20 protein-coding genes are annotated in these 22,053 nt (G+C 67.9%); 12 read left to right on the top strand and 8 right to left on the bottom strand.

The genetic code is table 11. The features are described from left to right. The first annotated feature begins 64 nt into the window (after nt 1–64). Nucleotides 65–463 carry a hypothetical protein gene (locus MG068_RS20845; protein WP_132811072.1) on the top strand — a complete coding sequence of 133 codons (399 nt, stop codon included), beginning with the start codon at nt 65–67 and terminating at the stop codon, nt 461–463. Between the two features lie 326 nt (nt 464–789). Here MG068_RS20845 and MG068_RS20850 read toward each other — a convergent pair whose 3' ends face one another. The 4 genes from MG068_RS20850 to recC form a co-directional block, all read right to left on the bottom strand. Further along, nucleotides 790–1,332: a hypothetical protein gene (locus MG068_RS20850; protein ID WP_132811073.1), complete on the bottom strand. Its 543-nt coding sequence runs from the start codon at nt 1,330–1,332 to the stop codon at nt 790–792. A gap of 131 nt (nt 1,333–1,463) precedes the next feature. Continuing rightward, nucleotides 1,464–3,344 (bottom strand): exodeoxyribonuclease V subunit alpha, encoded by a 1,881-nt coding sequence (gene recD, locus MG068_RS20855; protein WP_132811074.1) that lies wholly within the window; start codon nt 3,342–3,344, stop codon nt 1,464–1,466. Further along, entirely contained in the window at nt 3,341–7,021 is a 3,681-nt protein-coding gene (recB, locus tag MG068_RS20860; RefSeq protein ID WP_132811075.1) for an exodeoxyribonuclease V subunit beta, read from the bottom strand. Before recB ends, recD begins: the two co-directional genes overlap by 4 nt. Continuing rightward, nucleotides 7,018–10,365, bottom strand: a complete 3,348-nt coding sequence (recC, locus tag MG068_RS20865) for an exodeoxyribonuclease V subunit gamma (RefSeq protein WP_132811076.1) — start codon at nt 10,363–10,365, stop codon at nt 7,018–7,020. The genes recB and recC overlap by 4 nt, the downstream gene beginning before the upstream one ends. A 189-nt stretch (nt 10,366–10,554) precedes the next feature. On the opposite strand from recC, the gene MG068_RS20870 reads away from it, so the two are divergent. The 6 genes from MG068_RS20870 to MG068_RS20895 are packed head-to-tail and all read left to right on the top strand — an operon-like array spanning nt 10,555 to nt 14,657. Then, nucleotides 10,555–11,343: an ABC transporter ATP-binding protein gene (locus tag MG068_RS20870; protein ID WP_010487485.1), complete on the top strand. Its 789-nt coding sequence runs from the start codon at nt 10,555–10,557 to the stop codon at nt 11,341–11,343. Continuing rightward, a complete protein-coding gene (locus tag MG068_RS20875; RefSeq protein WP_005414955.1) occupies nt 11,343–12,092 on the top strand; it encodes an MlaE family lipid ABC transporter permease subunit in 750 nt (249 codons plus the stop codon). The genes MG068_RS20870 and MG068_RS20875 overlap by 1 nt, the downstream gene beginning before the upstream one ends. 59 nt (nt 12,093–12,151) lie before the next feature. Next, entirely contained in the window at nt 12,152–12,676 is a 525-nt protein-coding gene (gene mlaD, locus MG068_RS20880) for an outer membrane lipid asymmetry maintenance protein MlaD (protein ID WP_010487482.1), read from the top strand. Further along, nucleotides 12,673–13,341 (top strand): MlaC/ttg2D family ABC transporter substrate-binding protein, encoded by a 669-nt coding sequence (locus MG068_RS20885; RefSeq protein ID WP_132811077.1) that lies wholly within the window; start codon nt 12,673–12,675, stop codon nt 13,339–13,341. Before mlaD ends, MG068_RS20885 begins: the two co-directional genes overlap by 4 nt. After that, nucleotides 13,331–13,642 (top strand): STAS domain-containing protein, encoded by a 312-nt coding sequence (locus tag MG068_RS20890; protein WP_032128488.1) that lies wholly within the window; start codon nt 13,331–13,333, stop codon nt 13,640–13,642. Before MG068_RS20885 ends, MG068_RS20890 begins: the two co-directional genes overlap by 11 nt. 1 nt (nt 13,643) lies before the next feature. Then, nucleotides 13,644–14,657 (top strand): MlaA family lipoprotein, encoded by a 1,014-nt coding sequence (locus MG068_RS20895; RefSeq protein WP_132811078.1) that lies wholly within the window; start codon nt 13,644–13,646, stop codon nt 14,655–14,657. Nucleotides 14,658–14,742: 85 nt separating this feature from the next. Here the strand turns inward: MG068_RS20895 and MG068_RS20900 are convergent, their stop codons facing one another. The 3 genes from MG068_RS20900 to MG068_RS20910 form a co-directional block, all read right to left on the bottom strand. Then, on the bottom strand, nt 14,743–15,288 hold the full coding sequence (locus MG068_RS20900; RefSeq protein WP_010487473.1) for a glutathione peroxidase: 546 nt from the start codon (nt 15,286–15,288) through the stop codon (nt 14,743–14,745). A gap of 137 nt (nt 15,289–15,425) precedes the next feature. After that, complete coding sequence (locus MG068_RS20905; RefSeq protein WP_132811079.1) at nt 15,426–15,824, bottom strand: hypothetical protein; 399 nt, start codon at nt 15,822–15,824, stop codon at nt 15,426–15,428. A gap of 71 nt (nt 15,825–15,895) precedes the next feature. Further along, complete coding sequence (locus MG068_RS20910) at nt 15,896–17,431, bottom strand: DNA recombination protein RmuC (protein WP_049400349.1); 1,536 nt, start codon at nt 17,429–17,431, stop codon at nt 15,896–15,898. Between the two features lie 45 nt (nt 17,432–17,476). On the opposite strand from MG068_RS20910, the gene MG068_RS20915 reads away from it, so the two are divergent. Further along, nucleotides 17,477–18,082 (top strand): glutathione S-transferase family protein, encoded by a 606-nt coding sequence (locus MG068_RS20915; protein WP_132811080.1) that lies wholly within the window; start codon nt 17,477–17,479, stop codon nt 18,080–18,082. 67 nt (nt 18,083–18,149) lie between these two features. Here the strand turns inward: MG068_RS20915 and MG068_RS20920 are convergent, their stop codons facing one another. Continuing rightward, the gene (locus MG068_RS20920; protein ID WP_132811081.1) at nt 18,150–19,157 is read right to left on the bottom strand and encodes a zinc-binding alcohol dehydrogenase family protein; all 1,008 of its coding nucleotides are present in this window, start codon (nt 19,155–19,157) and stop codon (nt 18,150–18,152) included. Between the two features lie 91 nt (nt 19,158–19,248). Between MG068_RS20920 and MG068_RS20925 the strand changes: the two genes are divergently transcribed. The 4 genes from MG068_RS20925 to MG068_RS20940 are packed head-to-tail and all read left to right on the top strand — an operon-like array spanning nt 19,249 to nt 21,984. Continuing rightward, nucleotides 19,249–20,220 (top strand): LysR family transcriptional regulator, encoded by a 972-nt coding sequence (locus tag MG068_RS20925; RefSeq protein WP_132811082.1) that lies wholly within the window; start codon nt 19,249–19,251, stop codon nt 20,218–20,220. 14 nt (nt 20,221–20,234) lie between these two features. Next, nucleotides 20,235–20,864, top strand: coding sequence for a leucine efflux protein LeuE (gene leuE / locus MG068_RS20930; RefSeq protein ID WP_005411716.1), 630 nt, complete (start codon nt 20,235–20,237; stop codon nt 20,862–20,864). Further along, complete coding sequence (locus MG068_RS20935; RefSeq protein WP_049420929.1) at nt 20,861–21,289, top strand: hypothetical protein; 429 nt, start codon at nt 20,861–20,863, stop codon at nt 21,287–21,289. The genes leuE and MG068_RS20935 overlap by 4 nt, the downstream gene beginning before the upstream one ends. A 5-nt stretch (nt 21,290–21,294) precedes the next feature. Continuing rightward, nucleotides 21,295–21,984, top strand: coding sequence for a suppressor of fused domain protein (locus tag MG068_RS20940; protein WP_219634980.1), 690 nt, complete (start codon nt 21,295–21,297; stop codon nt 21,982–21,984). The last annotated feature ends 69 nt before the right edge of the window (nt 21,985–22,053 follow it).

Genomic DNA, 22,053 nt, shown 5'->3' on the forward strand with positions numbered 1-22,053 from the left:
CGCCGGGGTCGGATCCTTCGCCCCCGGCGAAGGCTCTGACCCCCGCTCAGCACAGGAAGCTCCAATGAGTTACGACATGATGGTGTTCGAGGCCAGCGCCGCTCCACGCGTGGCTGCCGCCTTCATCGCCTGGTTCGAAAAGCAGACGCAGTGGAACGAGCGCCACGAGTACGACGACCCGGCGGTCAGCAGTCCCGCGTTGCAGGCGTGGTTCGCGGAGATGGCACAGGAATTTCCGCCAATGAACGGGCCGTTGAGCAATGACGACGATGATCGTGCTGAGGTGACCGAGTACAGCATCGGTAGTCAGGTGATCTACGGCGCGTTCGCCTATTCGGTGGCCGAGCGCGCGCACGGGCGGGTGCAGGACCTGGCCGAGAAGCACGGCGTGGGCTTCTTCGATGTGAGTGCCGATGAAGCAGCGATCGTGTTCCCCGATGGGCTGGTACTGATCGCGGAATGAACGTGGCGGCAGGGCTGCGCCCTGCACCTGCCGAATCAACGTCAACGTCAACGGCAAAAGCCTGCATTCCGTGGGTTGGCGGGGTAGGTCCGGTTGCGGGGGGCGCTGCAAGTACGTCCCTGTAAGCTCGGTCGCCGCATCCATGCGGCTCACGCCCCCGCAACCGGACCCACCCCACCTTCGACAGTTTCCCGCGATCTGCAGTAGATCCACGCCATGCGTGGATGAACGTCGGAATGATCGGAATTCGCTTTTGTAGAGTCGAGCCATGCTCGACTGACGCGAAAGGATCGTGGAGGCAACGTTCCCGCTCACCAGCGGAATCGCTAGTCGTCTCGTGTCACCTCTGCGAAGAAGATGTTGACTGCTTGGTCCATCTCATCCGACATGATCTCGGTATGCAGCCTGGCCATTGGGGTATGGCCCTGCGCAATAGCAATGGCCGCGAAGAGTGCTGAGGTTGTCCAAGCCTCCTGCGGCGTCGCGACAAGCATTGCCGCATGTTTCCCCATGCGCTGAATGGCCTGCGAATACTCCGGCTCCAATTCAGCAGGAAGCTCGATGCCTTTGTGGCATCGCAGCGTTTCGATAGTTTGCGCGAGGGAAATAAACTGTAAATCGTCCGAGTCAGCGTCCGCTGGCAATGCGTTGACGATGTATGGCACCGCCGCAAACGAAGCGCTGTAGACATCCCCTTGATGGCACAAGCTGCTCCACAGCTCGTGCCAGGTGTCCTCGATCGGATCGTCTTCGGATCTTTCGTTCTTCGGGATACTGATATTGGCCAGCAGCTCCGGAATGTCATCCGCAGCCCCGTAGGCATGCTGTAGCTCGGCCCAGCGTGGATCATCCAAGGCGATAAGCGCCATCTGCCGGTTCCTGTGGCGTGGGATAGCCACGCAGGCTAGGCAGCGCCAGCGGCGTCATCAAGGGGCAGATGCGACATCGGGGCTATGGGGGTCAGAGCCCGTTCCCGTTGGGAACGGGATCCGACCCCGATTCAGAACAATGTGCCCTGCACCGTGGGCTGTTCAATGCGCGCCGGTGCTTCGGCCTCCGCTTCCGCACCCAGTCGCCACGCCAGACCACCCAATCGGCTGGCATGGCGCTTCAGCGCGGCCTGCAGCACGTCGGCGCTGCCCGCCACATGCAGCACCTGGCGGGCGCGGGTCAGGCCGGTGTAGACCAGTTCGCGTGACAGCACGCGGCTGTCCTGGCGCGGCAGCTGCAGCCACACTTCGTCGAACTCCGAACCCTGCGCCTTGTGCACGGTCATCGCGAAGGCGCTTTCGTGCGCGGGCAGTGCCGCCGGGTGGAAGGCGCGCGGCTGGTCAACGGTATCTCCTGGGAACCAGGCCACCATCGCGCCGCTGCCATCGCGCAGGCAGATGCCGATATCGCCATTGAACAGGCGATGACGGTAGCTGTTCTCGGTGACCAGCAGCAGGCGGCCCTGGAAGTAGCCGGGGGTGTTGCCGGCCAGCAGCTGTTCGATGCGGCTGTTGAGCCCGCGTGCGCCCTGCGGGCCTTCGCGCAAGGCGGTCAGCACGCGCAGGCGCCCGGCCTGCTGCAGCGCCCGTACCGGATCGGCGGCGTCGGCCAGTGCACGCCAATGGCCCAGCAGGTGCTCGCGCTGGCCACGCAGCGGGTCGGCTTCGCCTTCGTGGAAATGCACGCCGGCCAGTTCACCACTGCGCAGCAGCTGCAGCGCGGTGCTGCTGTTGCCCTCGCGCACGGCATGGGCCAGCGGTGCCAGGTCCAGTGCATCGCTCTGCCGGTAACCGCGCTGCAGCTGCACGCGGCGGCCGGTGAAGGCGCGTGGTGCGGCCTGCGGCTGCAAGGTGGCCGGCGCCAGCAGACCATGCAGTGCCTGCGCGTCATCAGCGCGGGTACCGATGCCATCACCGCTGGCGCGCAGGATCGCGCTGAGCACGTCGCCGGCCTCGACCGAGGGCAACTGATCGGGATCGCCGAGCAGGATCAACCGGGTGCCGCTGGCGATCGCGTCGACCAGCTTGGCCATCATCGGCAGATCGATCATCGAGGCTTCGTCGACCACGACCACATCCACCGGCAGCGGATTGTCGGCGTGGTGGCGGAAGCGCGGCGAATCGGGAATCACCCCAAGCTGGCGATGCAGGGTGGTGCCGGTACTGGGCAGCGCCGCGCACAGCGCCGGGTCCAGTCCTTGTTCCTGCAGCCGTTGCACAGCCACGCGCAGGCTCTCGGCCATGCGGTCGGCGGCGCGCCCGGTGGGCGCGGCCAACGCTACCTCGGGCAGCGGCTGGCCAGCGTGCCGGGCCTGTGCGGCCAGCAGCAGCAACAGGCGCGCGATGGTGGTGGTCTTGCCGGTGCCGGGGCCGCCGGTGACCAGCGCCAGCGGATGGCGCAGGGTCACGCCGGCAGCGCGTGCCTGGTGATCCTCGCTGCCCGATGCCTGCGGGAACAGCTGCGCGAACAACGGTGCCAGCGCGGCCATGTCCGGTGCCGGCAGCGGATGCCGGCCGATCCGCTGCAGCCCGGCCGCCAGCTGGCGCTCGTACTCACGATAGCGGCGCAGGTAGAGCAGGCCGTTTTCCAGCACCAGCGGCGCATCCTCGGCGATGGCATCGGCCTGCTCCGGCGTCGCGACCCACGGCGATGCGCGCAACTGTGCCAGCCAGTCCTGTGCGGCAGGCCACTCGGATACGCCTTCCAGCAGTCGCTGCGGTTGCGCCGGATCGAAACCGGCGTGGCCCTGCGACACCGCCAGCGAGGCGAGTGCGGCCGCCACTGCCACGCTGTCAGGGGTGTCCTCCCGCAAGCGTTGCAGGCTGGTCGCCAGTGCGTGATCGAGAGTGCGCAGCTGGCCGTTGCGATACAGCTCCTGCAGCAGGCTCATGCGCTGGCTCCGCGGGCACGCGCAGCCAGTTCTGCCTGGGCCTGTTCGCCACCGGCGAACAACGCATCCAGGGCATCCACCAGCGCCAACGGGAAGCGGTCTACATGCACACCGTTACCGGCAGCATCCAGGCCGCGGCAGAACAGGTAGCGGATGCCGCCCATGTCGCGCTCGTAGTCGTAGGCCGCACCCAGGCGGAAACGCAGCCAGCGATGCAGGGCCACGGTGTAGATCAGCGCCTGCAGGTCGTACTCGCTGTGGCGCATGGCAATGGCCAGCAGGTCCCGGCTGTAACCGGGCAGGCGGTTGGACTTGTAGTCGAGCACGTACCAGCGCCCGTCGCGCACGTAGGTCAGGTCGATCATGCCGGTCATCAGCCCTTCCAACCGGCGGCGCTGGCCGAAGCCGCGTCGCGTGCTGGAAACACCGTGCGCATGCAGCACCTGCAGCAGCGCCGGCACCGTGGTCGGCTCGATGGCGAAATGGAAGTCGATTTCCGCGCGACGCTCGCCTTCACCCAGGCTGTGCAGCGCGCCGCCTTCGGGTAGCGGCACGGTGAGCGTGTGGCCCACAAGCGGCACCAGCACCGCCACGCCATCATCCAGATCGACGTCAGCATATCCTTCGTCGTGCAGTGCCTTGCGCAGTACCTCGGCCTGTCCCTCAGGGGCTTGCAGACCTGGCTGCCAATCACCCCATGCGGCGAAGTCGACGTTCTCCATCGCTTCGTGCAGCACATTGCCGAAGCGACTGCCCATGAAGCGCGGGTCGATCGGTGTGCTGTCTTCGGCCGCCGCGGCGGGTTCCGGCAACGCCGGTTCCAGTGGCAGTTCCGGGCCAGCGGGTTCGTCGGCAGCGGGCGCCGGCAGCTCGGTGGCGGCGGCTTCGATATCACTGCCCGCGCCGGCATCGGCGTGGGCCAGCTGGGTGAAGCTGTACACCCACCAGTCGTGCGGGACGCGCCGGGTCAGGGCACGCACCGCCGGAAGGTCACCTTCCACTTCGGCCGCCAGCTGCGGCAGCGCGGCCGCTGCCTCACTGTCATCGATGTGCACATCGGCGTGCGCGCGCAGCGCCTGCAGGTCACCCAGCAGCGGCGCCAGCCGCGTCTTGCCGAGCCCGGCCAGATCACCCACGGCGATCCACAGCGCATGCTCGGCACGGGTCAGTCCCACATACAGCAGGCGCGCATCCTCGGCGCGCTGCTCGCGCTCGCGCTGGGCACTGGCCGCTTCCCAGGCTTCGTCCTTGTCCAGCTTCCAGTGCAGCTGGCGCTGGCCATCCACATGCACCGTGCAGTGCGACGACGTGTTCGGCGCGCCGCCGTCGATGCCGACGAACGGCAGGAACACCAGCGGGTACTCCAGGCCCTTGCTCTTGTGCAGGGTGATGATCTGTACCCGGCGCGCATCCGATTCCAGGCGCAGCAGCTGTTGCTCGTCATCCTGGTCAGCGCTGGCCATCTGCCCCTGCAGCCAGTCCAGCAGGCCGTGCATGCCGAGCGCCTGCGCCGAGGCTTCCTGCAGCAGTTCGCCCAGCTGCAGGTAATTGGTCAGGCGGCGCTCGCCATCGATCAGCGCCAACAGGCGTTCGCCCTGCGCGGCACAGACGTCGGCGATCACTGCGAACGGTCCGCCGCGCTGCCAGCGCTCACGCCAGTGCAGCAGTTGTGCCTGGAACTCGCGTTGCAGGTCGCCCTCGCGTTCCATCGCCGCGATCGCGCTGGCGCGTTGACCGAGCAGGACAGTGGCCAACGCCGCACGCAGACGGCCTTCGTCGGCCGGTTGCAGCAGTGCCAGCAGCAGCGCACGGAGATCGCGCGCTTCAGGGGTGGAAAACAGGCTCTGCTTGCCGGCCGCCACCGCGGGGATGCCGACCGCTGCCAGCGCGCGCTGCACCAGCGTGGCCTCGCGATGCGAGCGCACCAGCACCGCGATATCACCGGGTTGAACCGGGCGCCCACGCAACACGGCATTGCCCGCACGCGCCTCGACCAGGATCTGGTGAATCGCAGCCACGCAGGCCTGGGTCGCGGCATCACGCGAGGCGTCCGCACTCATCGCCTTGTCACCGCCACTGCGCAGCACGCGCAGGGTGAGTGCCGTGGCGGCATGGCCATCACGCTGGTAGTCCTCGTCGATGCGCACGCCACCGGGCCGCACCGGCTCGAACTGGATGTCGCGTTCGAGGAAGGCGTCTTCGCCACCGTTGTCGTACAGCGCCTGCAACGCACGCAGCACAGCCGGTCGCGAGCGGAAGTTCTGGTCCAGCACCGGCGCCTGCTGCGCCACCTGCTTGGCCTTCAGGTAGGTGTGGATGTCACCGCCGCGGAAACCGTAGATCGCCTGCTTGGGGTCGCCGATCAGGAACAGTGCCGGCGCCACGCCGAGTTCGCGCACCTCCGGCGAATCGCCGAACACGGTGTGGAAGATGCCCCACTGGCGATCGTCGGTGTCCTGGAACTCATCGACCAGCGCGATGCGGTACTGCGCACGCAGCTGCCTGACCAGCGCCATACGCTGCGGGCCTTCCAGGGCGAGCGCTACGCCATCGATCAGATCGTCGTAGGTCTGTACCCGGCGCGTGCGCTTCAGCGCCTGCAGGCGTTGCATGGCTTCGGCGCGAAGCGCGTGCAGGAAGTTCAACGCGGTACCACGCAACCAGGCATCGCGTTCGGCCAGCAGCGCGACATAGCGCGCCAACGGCGCCTGCAATGGCGACGATGGCGTGCGGTCGGGGAACTTTTTGTTGGTCTTGTCGGCCAGCACCGCCGGCAGCAGCGCCGGCAGGCGCTCGCTGACCAGCAGCTCGCGCGGGTCGCCGCGCCCGGCCCAGGCCATCATCTGCCGGCCCAGCGGATGCAGCCAGCCCAGCTTGTAGGACACGCCGTTGATCCACTTGTTGTCGACCGCATCGCAGAGGTCGATGAAGAACTGATCGCCATGTTCGCGCACGCTTGCGGACAGTGCCTCGGCCGCGCTCTGCAGCGCCGGGTGTGGATCAGCCAGCGTCACCGGCTGTGGCAACGGGTGCAGGGGCGGCGTGCCCAGCAGCGCGCGCAGATCGGCGGCCAGCGCGTCCGGGTTGGACCACAGCCAGGTCAGCGGCTCCAATGTGGCCGGGTCATTGGCATGCACGCGCCACAGATCAGCGGCCAGCTCCTCCAACAGTTCACGATCGCTGGCCAGCAGTTCCGGCGGATCAAAGGTATGGCCGCTTTCCAGTGCATGCTCGCGCAGCACGCGGGTGCAGAAGCCGTGGATGGTGAAGATCGAAGCCAGGTCGATCTCGTCGGCAGCCACCTGCAGGCGGCGTTTCAGTGCGACCGCGCTCTCGGTTCCGCCCTGTAGATGGCGCTGCAGTACCTCGCGGGTCAACCGCAGGTCTGGCGCTTCACCCTCGGCCGGTTCCAGATCGACCAGGCGCGCGGCCAGCGCCAGGCGCTCACGGATGCGCTTGCGCAGTTCCTGGGTGGCCGCATCGGTGAAGGTCACCGCCAGGATCTGGCCGATGCGAAGGCCCTGCTCCACCACAAGGCGGGTGAACAGCGTCGCCAGTGTGAAGGTCTTGCCGGTACCGGCGCTGGCTTCGATCAGGCGGATGCCATCCAGCGGCAGGGCCAGGTAGGGATCGCCCGCCATACGCTGGGTTTCCTCATCTGCGATGGCGGGGGTCATGCGTTGCCCTCCTGGCTGGTGTCGGCGCCAAGGGCGCGGCCTTCACGCACCGCACTGAAGACCAGCTGGCTGTTGCGCAGCAGCTCGGCATAGCTGGCATCGGTGGCAAACGGGTCGGCACCGCGCAGCAGCAGCTGCCAGGCGTCGCTGCTGGATTCACCCCAGCTGCGGTCGCTGCCATGCCACTGCTTCCAGCCTTCGCTACGCTGTTTTTCTGCTGGCGCGTTGTACAGCACCCAGCCGGTATACGGGGCAAAGCGCAGCGGCTCACGCAGGCCGCGCTGGCGCAATTGCAGCAGCGCGCGCAGCGCGGCGCGTGCAGCGGGGGCGCTCAGTGCTGGCAGCACATGCGGGCCGGGACCGGCGTCACCGCCATCGTGGAACTGCACCAGCGGCAACGCATCGCCGGCGGCGTTGACCAGCAGCCAGTCCAGGCCCTGGCGGATCACTGCATTGCCATTGAGGGTACCGGCGCGCAGGCGCACCAAGCCCTCGGGATGCCGATCGGCCACGCGGCCATGCAGGCGCACGCCGTCGATGTCCACTTCGTAGCGACGGCTTTCCAGCGGTTCGCCTTGCATCCAGCCCAGCAACGCACTGGCATACGGGCGCGTCTTCAACTGCTCCCCCTCGAACTGGCGCTCGCCCAATGGGCCGGACGGCAGCAGGCCGCGCGCGCGCAGCCGCGGGTACAACGGCTCGGTATCGCCGCTGAGCGTGGCACGCACCACCGCCGCCTGCACGCTGCGCTTTTCCGGGCCGCGCGATGACAGCACCAGCGGTTCCAGGTCATCGACCTCCTCGACATCGTCGGCCAGGCGCAGGCCCAGCGACTGTGCGAGGAACTGTCCGGCCGGGTCGCACAGGAAACGGCGCAGGGTATCGAGTGCGACGTCGTCCTCCACCGCATCGTCGAGCGGCGGTGGCAGCGGTGCGTCGAACCACGGCTGCAGTCCACCGCGCTGGCCAGTGAGGCGACCGGCCGCCGGATGCCACTGGCGGCGATAGCTGAAGCGGCGGGGGTCGCCGTCACCGAACGCGGCGGGCGAGAACGGCTGCAAGGCATGGCGCACGGTGAAGTCGCGGACCGCCGCAGGCGGATCGAGGTGATACGCAGCGGCGGCATCGATCAGTTCACTGACCAGCACCGACGGCTCGCGCACGCTGCCATCGCGCGGATCGGCACCGAGGTAGCTGAGGTAGAACACCTCCTGCGCGGCGGCGAACAGCTGCAGGAACAGGAAACGGTCGTCTTCGCGGGTGGAGCGGTCGCCCGGTCGGCGGCGCGGCGTGTCCAGTTCGGCGGTGAGCTGGTTGAGACCGGCCGCCGGGTCACGGCGCGGGAAATCGCCATCATTGAGGCCCAGCACGCAGATCACCCGGAATGGCAGCAGTCGCATCGGCACCATGCGGCCGAAACTGATGCCACCGGTCAGCAGCGGTGCGCGCGTATCGGCCTCGCCCAGCGCGCCGGCGAAGTGCGCACGTACCACCTCCGGCGGCACGCCTTCCGCGAAGCCGGCCTTGGTAGCATCCTCGGCGAACTGGTTGAGCAGCTTGCGCAGGCGCTCCAGCGCGCGCTGGCTGTTGGGTGAACTCGGCGCGGTGGGCAGCAGTGCATCCAGCAACGACAGCAGGCGCTGTCGCCATTGCGCCGGGGTCAGCAGCTCGCCGAGGCGACGCTGGTAGATGGCCAGCACGCGCAGCAGGCGCAGCAGCCGGTCCAGCGCGTCCAGCGCGCCGCCTTCCAGTTCGATCCACGGTGCGACACCGGCCAGGTCGGCCTCGCTGCCGGTGGCATGGCCGAGCACCAGGCGATCCAGCGCGAACTGCCAGGTGTAGGCGTCGTCGGCCGGCGCCTGGTGCTGGTGGCGGTGCTTCGCATCCAGGCCCCAGCGTGCACCGGCCTGCTGCAGCCAGCCATGCAGGCGGTCGAAGTCCACCGCTTCCAGCCCGGCCGCTTCGGCCAGCGGCGCGCTGGCCAGCAGGTCCAGCACTTCATTCAGGCCAAAGCGCGAGACAGGCAGGCCCAGCAAGTGCACGAACACATCAGCCAGCGGTTCACCGGCCAGCGGGCTGCTGTCGGCCAGCGCATAGGGGATGTGCTCCTCCTCGCCACCACGGCCGCCGAACACCGCTTCCAGGTACGGCACGTAGGGATCGATGTCCGGCGCCAGCACCGCGATCTCGCGCGCCTGCAGCGGCGGGTCGAAGCGCGGGTCCTGCAGCAGGCTGCGCAGCTGGTCGTGCAGCACCTGCAGCTCGCGCAGGCGGGTATGGCAGGCGTGCACCTGCAGGCTGGGGTCGTCGCTGCGCAGGCCGTCGCGCAGCTCGCCCGAGGGCAGCGCGCGGCGGTGGAACAGATCGCGCTGCAGGCGATGCAGCAGGCTGTCGGACAGGCCGCCTTCGTCCAGGGTCGGCCGGGTGTCGTCCTCCGGATCGGAATAGGCGGCGATTTCGCCGGCCGGATGCACCACCTCGTAACTGCCCAGCACCGCCATGAAGTCGCGCCCGGCCGCGCCCCAGGCTTCCAGCAGGCGGTTTTCGCCGGCTGCTTCGCCGAAGGGATCGGGCGCGCCGCTGCGCAGGCGCTCGGCCAGGGTCTGCAGATCGCCCCAGTACGACTGCACCGGGGTGGGCATATAGAAGTGCAGCTCGCCAACACGTGCCTGGGTGGCCATCACCCGCAGCACATCGGGTGAGATGTTGAGCGTCGCGAACGCAGACATGCGCGGTGGCAAGCCCTTCGGCAAGGGTTGGCCGGCCCCTTCGAAACGGTCCAGGTATTCCTGGATGCGGCGCGCGCGATAGTCCTGGCCGTGGGTGATGGTGCGCCACAGGATCGCCTGCGGGTCGGCTGGATCGGCACCGGCGGCCCAGCGCAGCAGCCAGTCGCGGCGCCACGCCTGGTACTTCTCGAACACCGAGGCCAGCTCGCCAGCCAGCGCCCACGGCTTCAATGCGTCATCGCCGGCAAGATAGGACTGCAGCGCGCGCATCGGTGGCTGCGCCAGCAACGCCGGGTCGCGCAGGGCCTGGTACAGCTTCCAATGCAGGCCGGCCGCGTCCAGGTCGTCCTGCTCGCCGCTGACGTTGGCCTTCAGCGCGCGCGCCACGAACTCACCCGGGGTGAGGAATTCGAGGTTCGCAGCCACACCGAACTCGGCGGCCAGTGTCGCTTGCAGCCAACGCCGCATCGCTACCTGCGGGATCAGCACCACTTCCGGTGCCAGCAGCGGCTGGCCAGGAACGGGCGCCCGCACATTGCGCGCCAGCAGCGCGGCCAGCACGTCCAGGGAGTTGGAATGGTAGAGGCGGAAATCGCTGCCTGGGTCACTCATCATGCACAGTGTGCAGGACAGCAGGCAGTATTCAATGGTTGGGCCGCGAGCGGTACGGATTGTTCCGGGACGCCAGCCGATTGTCCCGGCCTCCGCCGAGGCTTGTCGTGCAACAATACTGCACCGTCCAGTCTGCTTATGTTCAGCCGACGGGCCCGATCCTTCGATGTCTAAAAAACGTTAATGGTGCCCATGTCGGCTTCCACCTCCAGTCTGGTGCAGTTATCCAACGTCCGCATCGACCGGAGCGGACGCACGATCCTGCGCGACGTGTCGCTGCAGGTGCCCAAGGGCAGCATCACCGCCGTTCTGGGTCCGTCCGGCAGCGGCAAGTCGACCCTGCTGGCGGCGCTGACCGGCGAACTGCGCCCGGTCGCCGGCGAGGTCACCCTGTTCGGCAAGCCGATTCCGCATGACAGCGGCGCGCTGCTGGAAATGCGTAAGAGCGTGGGCGTGCTGCTGCAGGGCAACGGCCTGCTGACCGACCTGACCGTGGCCGAGAACGTGGCGCTGCCGCTGCGTACGCACACCCGCCTGCCGACCGCCGTGCTGCGGCGGCTGGTGCAGATGAAGCTGCATGCGGTGGGCCTGCTGGCCGCCGCCGATGCCTGGCCGCGTGAGCTGTCCGGCGGCATGGCGCGCCGCGTGGCGCTGGCCCGCGCGCTGGCACTGGACCCACCACTGATGATCTACGACGAGCCGCTGACCGGGCTGGACCCGATCGCCTCGGGGGTGATCATGAGCCTGATCCAGCGCCTCAACCACAGCCTGGGCCTGACCAGCATCATCGTCAGCCACCACGTGCACGAGACCCTGCCGATCTGCGACCAGGTGATCGCGATCGCCAATGGCGGCATCGTGTTCCAGGGCACGCCCGAGGCACTGCAGTCCAGCCAGGACCCGCTGCTGCGGCAGTTCCTGCACGGCCAGCCCGATGGCCCCATCCCGTTCGATGCCGCGCCGCGCGCGAGGGTCGCCTGATGCCGTTCGTTCAAGCCACCCGCTCGCTGGGTCGTGCCGGCCTGTTCTCGCTGACCGTGCTGCGCGGTTCGCTGCCGACCCGTGATTTCCTGGCCGAGTTGACCCGCGAGATCTACAAGATCGGTGCGCGCTCGCTGCCGATCATCGCCGTCGGCGGTGCCTTCGTCGGCCTGGTGCTGACCCTGCAGGGCTACCGCACGCTGACCACCTTCGGTGCGGCCGACGCACTGTCGACCCTGCTCGGCCTGTCGCTGTACCGCGAACTGGCACCGGTGCTGACCGCGCTGCTGTTCATTGGCCGCGCTGGCAGCTCGATCGCCGCCGAACTGGGCCTGATGCGTGCCACCGACCAGATCAAGGCGCTGGAGCTGATGGCGATCGACCCGGTGGCCAAGGCGGTGGCGCCGCGCTTCTGGGCGGCGGTGCTGACCGTGCCGCTGCTGACTGGCATCTTCTGTTCGCTTGCAATCAGTGCCAGCTACTTCGAAGCGGTGCACGTGCTGGGCCTGGACAACGGCGTGTTCTGGTCGGCGCTGCGCAACAGCGTGGACTTCTGGGACGACTTCGGCGTGGCAATGCTGAAGTCGGCGATCTTCGGCGGCACTGCCGCGCTGGTTGCCGCCTATGTGGGTTTCCACGCCGAGCCGACCATTGAAGGCACTTCGGTGGCGACCACCCGTGCGGTGGTCAACGCCTCACTGCTGGTGCTGATGTTCAACTTCGTGCTGTCGGCAATGTTGTTCACCTAACCCCTCCACCGGCGGTGCGCAGGCGCGCGCGGCCACAACGACTCGATCAGGTAATCCACATGGCCATCCGCGGTCCCAGACTCGAATTTTCCGTCGGCGCCTTCCTGCTGCTGGCCCTGGCCTCGCTGATGGTGCTGGCCGTGGCCTCGACCAACCAGCGCTGGAGCTGGGGCAGCGAAGGCTACGACCTGAAGGCACGCTTCTCCCAGGTCGGCCAGCTGCGCAAGCAGGCGCCGGTGAAGATCGGCGGCGTCACTGTCGGCCAGGTCGCTTCGATCGACCTGGACCCGGTGAAGTTCGAATCGATCGTCACCCTGCGCATGGACAGCAAGGTCAAGGACCTGCCGGCGGACACCTCGGCCGGCATCTTCACCAGCGGTTTGCTCGGCGAGAGCTATATCGGTCTGCAGCCGGGCGGTGATCCGGACGTGCTGAAGGCCGGTGACGAGATCGTCTTCACCCAGCCGGCGGTGGACCTGATCCAGCTGGTCGGCAAGTACATGTTCAGTGGCGGTGCCGGTGGCGGCGCTGCTCAGAAGCCCAACGATGGCGCGCAGGCGCCTGCAACGGAACCGCAACCATGAAGATGAAACTGATCCCGACCCTGCTCGCCTCGGCGCTGCTGGCGGCCACCCCGTTCCTGGCCCAGGCCCAGGCCCAGGCCGCTGCGCCGGCCGCTGCCGCAACGCAGAGCCAGGCCGGCAAGGTGGTGATCGATGCCAGCAGCCGCATCCTGTCCACGCTGCAGCAGCGCAAGAGCGAGTTCACCAGCAACCCGGCCAGCCTGCGCAGCTACATCGACAGCGAGCTGACCCGCACCTTCGACCGCGACTACGCCGCGCGCCTGGTGCTGGGCCCGCACGCCCGCGGCGCCTCCGACGCCGACATCAAGCTGTTCGCCGATGCCATGGCCGACAGCCTGATGCAGCGCTACGGCTCCACCCTGCTCAACATCCAGGGCAAGCCGAGCTTCCGCCTGAAGGGTGAAAGCCCGCTGCCGGGCAATCGTGGCGTGCGCGTGAGCACCGAACTGGTGCGCGCCGGCAACGAACCGACCCCGGTCGAGTACTGGATGCGCAACGTGAACGGCCAGTGGAAGATCTTCGACGTCAACATCGAAGGCATTTCCTACGTGCAGACCTTCCGCAACCAGTTCGACACCCCGCTGCGCCAGAAGGGCATCAAGCAGGTGGCCAACGAACTGCACAGCGGCAGCATGCAGGCCGGGCCCGCGGGCAATGGCAAGTAACGCACTGGCGCTGCTGGAAGGCGACACCCTGCGCCTGCGCGGGGTGCTCGACCGTGCCGCGGTGATCGCGCTGTGGCCGCAGCTGCAGGCCCTGCCGGCAAAGCTGTCACGGCTGGAGCTGGGTGAGGTCGAACGCGTGGACAGCGCCGGCCTGGCGCTGCTGGCCGAGCTGGCCGCACGTGCGCGCAAGAGCGGTCACCCGCTGGCAGTCTCCGGCGCGCCGGCCGGCTACAACGAGCTGAGCGCAGCCTACCGGCTGTCGCCCGACCTGGATTTCAACGCTACTTCTGCTGCGAGCTGACATGAACGTCGTACGCACTTTCCCCCTGATCGTCCTGGCCACCGCCCTGACCGCCTGCGCCGGCAAGCCCGCACGCAGCGATGCACCCGCAGCCAGCACCGTGGTCCCGGCCAGCACCATCGCCGAGGCCTCTGCCGCCACCACCGATACCGCTACGGTCGATGCCGCACCGGCAACAGCCGTGGTTGCCGCACCTGCGCCGGCCACGCCGCCATCCGCACCGGCCCGCAGCGCCGACACCGATGCGGCCAGGGCCGCGGCGGCGACCGCCCCCGGTGGTGACGACGACTTCGATGCCCTCTACGGCGGTGCCGGCAACACTGGCAGCGCCGCAGCCTACGATCCGTGGGAACCGTTCAACCGCAAGGTGCACACGTTCAACAACGCGGTTGACCGTGGCATCGCCCGCCCGCTGGCCACGGCCTACACCCACGTGGTGCCGCGCTTCGCCCGCACCGGCGTCAGCAACTTCTTCAGCAACCTGCGCGCACCGGTGACCATCACCAACCAGCTGCTGCAGGGCCGTGGTGCCGATGCGTGGGACAGCCTGGGCCGCTTCCTGATGAACAGCACGCTGGGTATCGGCGGCCTGTTCGATCCGGCCAGCAAGGCGATGGTGCCGCGTCGCAATGAGGACTTCGGGCAGACCCTGGGTGCCTGGGGCTGGCGTCGTTCGCGTTACGTGGAACTGCCGTTCTTCGGCCCTCGCACGGTGCGCGATGTGTTCGGCCTGGCCGGTGACATTCCGCTGTCGCCGATCCGCCGCATCGAAGAGGACAAGATCCGCATCGGCCTGCAGGGCATGCAGCTGGTCGATACCCGCGCGCAGCTGCTGGCGATCGACGACCTGCGTGACACCGCCGTGGACGAGTACTCGCTGGTACGCGATGCGTGGATGCAGCGCCGCAACTACCAGATCGAGAACGATCTGCGCAGCAAGCGCGACCGTGGCCATGACGATGCCAATTCGCCGATCCCGGTCGATGCGATGCCGATGCCGCAGTGGACGCACTGAGTCCGGTCTGCAGCGCATGAAAAAACCCCGCCTCGGCGGGGTTTTTCTTTTCCGGTAGGTGCCAACCTTGGTTGGCACGCTTTCCTCAGGCTGCCAGCGCTGCCTCGATGGCCTCGCGCAGGCGCGCGTCATCGGCAGCCACGTCCGGGGCGAAACGCGCGATGACCTTGCCGTCGCGGCCAACCAGGAACTTCTCGAAGTTCCACAGCACCGCCGGTGCTGCGTGGATCGGGATCTCCTTGCTGGCCAGGCGCTCACGCAGCGGGCCTTCGCCGATCGACTGCGGCTGGGCGGCGGTCAGCTGCTGGTACAGCGGATGGGTATCGTCACCGGCCACGCTGATCTTGGAGAACATCGGGAAGCTGACGTCGTAGGTGAGCTGGCAGAACTGCTGGATCTCCGCCTCGCTGCCCGGCTCCTGGCCGAGGAAGTTGTTGGCGGGGAAGCCCAGTACTTCCAGACCCTGCGCGTGCTTTTCCGCATACAGCGCCTGCAGGCCTTCGTACTGCGGGGTCAGGCCGCACTTGGAGGCGACGTTGACCAGCAGCAGTACCTTGCCCTGGTAGTCGGCAAGCGAGGACGGCTGGCCGTCGATGGTGGTGAGGGAAATGTCCTGGATCGGGGTGCTCACGCGGGGGCTCCGGCAACAGCGGGGAATGGCCCACCAGCATAGCGCCGCGCGATGGCGGTAGTGCCGGCCGCTGGCCGGCAATCGTGCGACCGTTCGCAAGGGTTCATGCGGTTGCCGGCCAGTGGCCGGCACTACGATCAGTCCACGCAGATCGTGCCCTGCGCCTTGCCGTCATCAATGCGCTGGCGGCAGCCGAAGTTCTGGAGCACATCGCGCTGGCAGGTACCGGTAGCGGCGCTGCCAGCGGCCACCTCGGGACCGGCCAGGCACTGGCCCGTGCAGTCGCTTTTGCGGCTGCAGGCCTTGCCGGCATCGGCATAGGGAATCACGCACTGCTCGCGTTGCAGCCGGCCCAGCCGTTGCAGGCTGCCGCCGGCGGCCTGGCAGTCAACGTCGCGCGCTTCGCGATACGCCTCGGCCGCTTCAGGGCTGGTGGCTGCGGCAGGTGCCGCGGTCGTATCGGCAGCCGGTGGTGCGCTGCTGCAGGCGGCAAGCAGCGCGGTCAGGACAAGGCTGGTGAAGCGGCGCAGGCGCATGACGATACCTGATCGAGGCGGACAGGCCGCCAGCATACGCATCGGCGATGCAGGCGGCGTGTCAGCGTGGCTCAGGCCTCGTCGCCGTCACTGCCTTCCTCTGCTGGCAGCGCGTCCGGCAGCAACTGGCGGCTCTGCTCAACCGGCAGCGACTCGACATCCCTCAGCTTGCGGGCGATCGCGCGGGTGCGCACCCCGGTCTGGTCGATCTGCTTGCTGGCCTGGTCCAGCTTGGCCTTCACGTTGTCCAGTACATCACCGAACTTGCCGAACTCGGTCTTCACCGCACCCAGCAGGCTCCACACCTCGCTGGACCGCTTCTCGATGGCCAGCGTGCGGAAGCCCATCTGCAGGCTGTTGAGCAGTGCGGTGATCGTGGTCGGCCCGGCGACCACCACGCGGTGGTCGCGCTGCAGCAGATCGACCAGGCCGGGGCGCCGGATCACCTCGGCATACAGGCCTTCGGTAGGCAGGAACATCACCGCGAAGTCGGTGGTGTGCGGCGGCACGATGTACTTCTCGCAGATCGACTTGGCCTGCACCTTCACCGCACGCTCCAGCTGCGCACCCTGCACGCGTACCAGTTCGGCATCACCCTGCTCCTGTGCGTCCAGCAGGCGCTCGTAGTCTTCGCGTGGGAACTTGGAGTCGATCGGCAGCCACACCGGCGTGTCATCGCTGCTGCGACCCGGCAGGCGCACGGCGATGTCGACCATTTCGCCACTATCCGGGCGTACCTTCACCCCGCGCGCGTACTGCTCCTGGATCAGGGTCTGCTCGAGGATGTTCTCCAGCTGTACTTCACCCCAGCTGCCGCGCGTCTTGACGTTGGTCAGCACGCGCTTGAGGTCACCCACGCCGGTGGCCAGCTGCTGCATCTCGCCGAGGCCGCGCTGCACCTGCTCCAGGCGCTCCGAGACCAGTTTGAAGGACTGGCCAAGGCGTGTTTCCAGGGTGGACTGCAACTTCTCATCCACCGTCACGCGCATCTGTTCCAGCTTCTGCGCATTGTCGCTCTGCAGCGCGCGCAGCTGCTCTTCCAGCGTCGTGCGCATCTCGGCGATGCGCTGCTCGTTGCGCTGGGTCAGTTCCTGCAGGCGCAGGCCAAGGCTTTCAGTCAGGCGCTGCTGCGACTGCGCGCCCTCCTCGCGGCCCTTGCGTGCATCGTCCACCAGGGTCTGCCGCAGCGCGCCGAGCTGGGTATCGGTACGCCCGGTGAGCTCCTGCAGCTGCTGGCCAAACGCATGGATGCGGGCTTCCTGCTGCTGGCCGAAGGTCTCCAGCTGGCCGCGCAGCTCCTGCAGCCGCTGTCCCATCAACGCCGCGCCGCGCTGCTGGCTCTCGGCCGCTTCGGCGCGCGCCTTGCGGGCATCTTCGCCCAGCGCTTCGCGCAGCAGGTCGAGGCGCTGGTCGGTGCGGGTGGACAGATCGGTCAGCGCGCGGGCGAAGCCATCGAGCTGTTCGCGCAGCTCGCTGCGCCCGGCCCGCGCCTCCTCGCGCACCGCCTGTTCCAGGCGGTCATGCGGCGGGCGGCGCAGCAGGGCGACCAGCTGCAGGATGAGCACGGCCAATAGAAGGCCGCCAATGAGCAGATATTCGGTTTGCATGGGGCAAGTGTAGGCTGGCCGAGTCTCAACTGCTGCGTCAGGACCATGGTCGTCCTCTACGGAAAGCCCACCTCCATCAATGTGCGTAAAGTGCTGTGGCTGTGCGCGGGGCTGGATCTGCCCCTGCACCACGAACCGGCCCCCTCGCCGGACCTGCTGGCCACGCTGAACCCCAACCGGCAGGTGCCGGTGCTGCGTGATGGCGACTTCGTGCTGTGGGAATCCAACAGCATCTGCCGCTACCTGGCCGCACGCGCCGGTCGCGAGGATCTGCTGCCACATGCAGCAAAGGACCGGGCCCGGGTGGAGCAGTGGATGGACTGGCAGGCCAGCGACCTCAACAGCGCATGGCGCCATGTGTTCATGGCGCGCGTGCGCCAGCATCCGGACTATCCGGATGACGCCCGTGCCGAGGCCAGCCTGGCGCAGTGGAACCGGCTGATGGGCGTCCTTGATGCACAGCTGGCCACTACCGACGGCTACGTGGCGGGCAACACCTTCACTCTGGCCGACATCGTGCTCGGGCTGTCGACCCAACGCTGGTGCAGCACACCCGGCCACAAGCCCGTGCTGCCACACCTCGCGGCGTGGTTCGAGCGCCTGCGCCAGCAGCCCGGTTTCGCCGAACACGTCGACAACGGCGTGGCCTGAGGCAGAGGTCAGATCCCTTTCCCAGCGGGAAAGGGATCTGACCCCAAGGGCGCGGGAACAACCTGCGTTACCAGCCTTCCAGCACGATCTTGCCCTTGGCGCGGTGGCTCTCCAGCAGCGCGTGGGCACGCCGCAGGTTGGCCGCGTCGATGCGCCCGAAATGCTCGCCCAGGGTGGTCTGCAGCACGCCTGTGTCGATCAGCTCGGCCACCCGGTTCAACAGGTCATGCTGGCGCTGCATGTCGGCGGTCCTGTAGAGCGGCCGGGTGAACATCGACTCCCAGTGCAGTGACAACGCCTTGCGCTTGAGCGCCATCACGTCGACCTGGCCGGGATCATCGATCAGCCCCAGCTGGCCCTGCGGCGCCAGCAGTTCCACGATCTGCGCGTAGTGCTGGTCGGAGTGGGTCAGGCTGGCCACGTGCTGCACCTCGCTGATGCCGAGCCGCGCCAGGCCCTCGGCCAGCGGCAGGCTGTGGTCGATCACATGGTGTGCGCCCATTGCGTACGCCCAGTCCTGGGTATCCGGACGCGAGGCGGTGCCGATCACCGTCAGTTTCGTCAGCTTCCGCGCCAGCTGCACCAGGATCGAACCGACACCGCCAGCAGCACCGATCACCAGCAGGGTCTGGCCTTCACCGCCGCCCTCGGGAATGCGCAGGCGGTCGAACAGCAGCTCCCAGGCCGTGATCGCGGTCAGCGGCAGCGCGGCGGCGGCCGCATCGCCGAGACTGGCCGGCTTGCGGCCGACGCTGCGTTCGTCCACCAGCTGGTACTCGGCGTTGCTGCCCGGGCGATCGATGACGCCGGCGTAGTAGACCGCATCGCCGGGCTGGAACAGGGTCACCTCGCTGCCCACCGCGTCGACGATGCCGACCGCATCCCAGCCCAGCACGCGCGGGCCATCGGTGGCCACGCCGCGACGGACCTTGGTGTCGACCGGGTTCACCGCCACCGCGCGCACCGCCACGCGCAGGTCACGCGGGCCGGGCTGCGGCAGCTCCAGTTCGATGTCGATCAGGGCCTGGGCATCATCGATCGGCAGGCCGGCTTGGGTGTAGGCAATGGCGCGCATGGCAGCGGTCCAGTGGGGAAGGAGGCGACAGGTTGCGCCGCACGCGCTCCCGCAGAAAGGCGCAGAATCGGGCAGCACTTTCACTCTGGCAATGAAGATGATCCGCTTCGACGATCTGCAGCTGTTCGTCCGCACTGCCGCACTGGGCAGCTTCTCGCAGGCGGCGCGCGAGGCCGACCTGCTGCCCGGGCAGGTCGCCGCGGCGGTGGCGCGGCTGGAACGCGAGCTGGACCTGCGCCTGTTCGTGCGCACCACCCGCAGCCTGCGCCTCACCGGCGAGGGTGCGCTGTACCTGCCGTATGCGCAGGAGGTACTGGCCACCCTGCGCGAGGGCCAGGCGCGCGTGCAGGGCGAGGACACCGAGCTGCACGGCACCCTGCAGCTGTCGGCGCCCTCGGACCTCGGCCGCAACCTGCTGCTGCCCTGGCTGAGCGCCTTCCGCGCCGCGCACCCGCGGCTGCGCCTGCACCTGCGCCTGTCCGACGAGGTGGCCGATGTATTCCGCGACCCGGTCGACGTGGCCATCCGCATCGGCCACTTCGACGACGCCAACTACGTCGCCCTGCCGCTGCTGGAAGGCAATCGACGCGTGCTGGCCGCCTCGCCCGGCTACCTGCAGCGGCGTGGCACGCCCACCCGCCTGGAGGATCTGCGCGAGCACGACTGCCTGGTCTATCAACTCAACGGCCGCGCCTACGATCGCTGGTCATTCGAGGTCGACGGGCGTCGCAGCGTGATTCCGGTGCGCGGTCCGCTGGTCTGCGACGACGCCGATGTAGTGCGACGCTGGGCCGTGGCCGGCGAAGGCATCACTTACAAGTCCTGGCTGGACCTGCGCGAGGACGTGCTGGCAGGGCGCCTGCAGCTGCTGCTCGACGGTGTTGGCAGCAGCATTCCGTTGCAGCTGGTATGCCCGCACCGCAAGCAGTTCTCGCCCGCGGTACGGCAACTGCACGCGCAGCTGCGCCAGCACCTGCAACCGCTGCTGTCTGGCATGCCCGATGGACTTCTCCGCCCCCTGTCGCCCACCCCGGTGCTGGCCGACAATGGCGGCCCCCCGTAAGAGAGAACACCGCCATGCCGTGGATGGGCATCCAGGACCTGTGGACGTTTCTGGTCGCCGTGCTGGTGTTTCTCGCCCTGCCTGGCCCCGGCACCTTCACCCTGCTGACCGCCACCGGCCGGGGCGGCGTGCGCGGCGGCTACACCGCACTGGCCGGACTGCTGGTCGGCGATCAGATCCTGATGTGGCTGGCGCTGGCCGGTGTGGCCGCACTGCTGAAGGCCAACCCCTTGGTCTTCCACGCTGTGCAGTACCTGGGTGCGGCCTACCTGGTATGGGTAGGCATCAGCCTGCTGCGCACGCCGAAGCACGAGGGCGGTGATGCTGGTCCGATCCGCATGCAGCCGGGCCGCTACTTCCAGCAGGCGATCCTGGTCAGCCTGCTCAACCCGAAGGCGATCCTGTTCTACATGGCCTTCCTGCCGCTGTTCATCGATCCGAAGGCACACCAGGGCATCGCTACCTTCGCGGCCCTGGCCGGCATCATCCTGGTGGTCAGCATCGCCTACTGCTCGATGCTGATCGGCGTGGGCAACCTGGCCCGTCGCCGCCTGATCCAGCATCCGCGCATCAGCGATGCGCTGCGTCGGGTGGCCGGCCTGTTCCTTGTCGGGTTCGGCATCCGGTTGGGGTTGAACGGATGAAACCCTGGCCGACGGCGATGGGCGCCCTGCTGCTTCTGGCCAACACGACCGCCCCGGCGGCCACCGCACAGGATCATCGCTGCCTGAGCGGCGGCCGCAATGACGGCATCCATCTGGAATGGCGTTGGCTGGATGACGGCCAGGCCGACGTTCGCTATGCCGGGCAGCGCGAACGCCTGCTGCTGCGCCGGGTTTCAATGGAGACCACGGTGCTGGCCGAAGACCGCCCCTACCAGTTCGACAGCGTCTGGGAAGAGCGCATCAACGGGCGCCTCAACGGCCGCTACCTGCTGAGCACGCAGGGCGCGCTGGTGCTGGACCTGAGCTACGAGCGTAGCCGCGACGGACGTCGCACCACCTTCCACGATGACGTCGAGGCCTGGCAGGAAGACGGCTGCCGCTGGCCCGGCAAGGTGGCCGAGTGAGCATCATGGACGACGACACCCTGCTGGAGCGCAGCTGGGAATATCGGGAGGAGACGCTGTACCGGCGGTTGTTCGGCGATACCGGGCCGGGGATCTATCCGATCGACATGGATCTGCTGCGCAACGTCTTCAAGCAGGACCAGATCGACCCGCGCTGGCTGCATGTCGGCGTCAATGCCTGCCCTCCGCACGGTGATCGAACGCACTGGATCTATGTCAGCTCCGGCCTGTCCAACCCCTGGGAAGGGCGGCACGAAGATGGCGATTCGGGGTTGGGCATCGAACTGATGCTTGAGACGCAGGAAGAAGCGACCTGGGCACTGACCACCTTGCGCTGGTTCACCGCGTACCACCTGCTGCTGTGCCACTCACGCATGCCCGGCAATCCGTTGGCGCCATGGGACCGGCTGAAGCTGGGGGGGCCGGTGGATCACGCAGGGAGCATGCTGCAGGCGGCCGTCTTCGTTCCGTCGTTGCATTTCCCGGGACCCCAGCAACTGCCATCGGGACGATTCGACTTCCTGCAGCTGCTGCCGTTGACCCTGGACGAGCACGCGTTCGGCCGCGCGCAGGGCTTCGAAGTACTGGTGGCCCAGTTGAGAACCCAAGGTGCGGCGCCAGTGGTCGATCCGCAGCGGGTCAGCATCGATCTGGCCCCTGCTCTCACGCTTCAAGCGCCTCCCGGCTCGCCTTGAGGGATCGAATCATTTCGAATCCTGCCGGCATTTGTGCCGATTCCGGCAGAATGCTCGGAGTACAGCCGC

The sequence above is a fragment of the Stenotrophomonas sp. ASS1 genome (genome assembly GCF_004346925.1).
GTDB classification, from domain to species: Bacteria; Pseudomonadota; Gammaproteobacteria; order Xanthomonadales; family Xanthomonadaceae; genus Stenotrophomonas; species Stenotrophomonas maltophilia_A.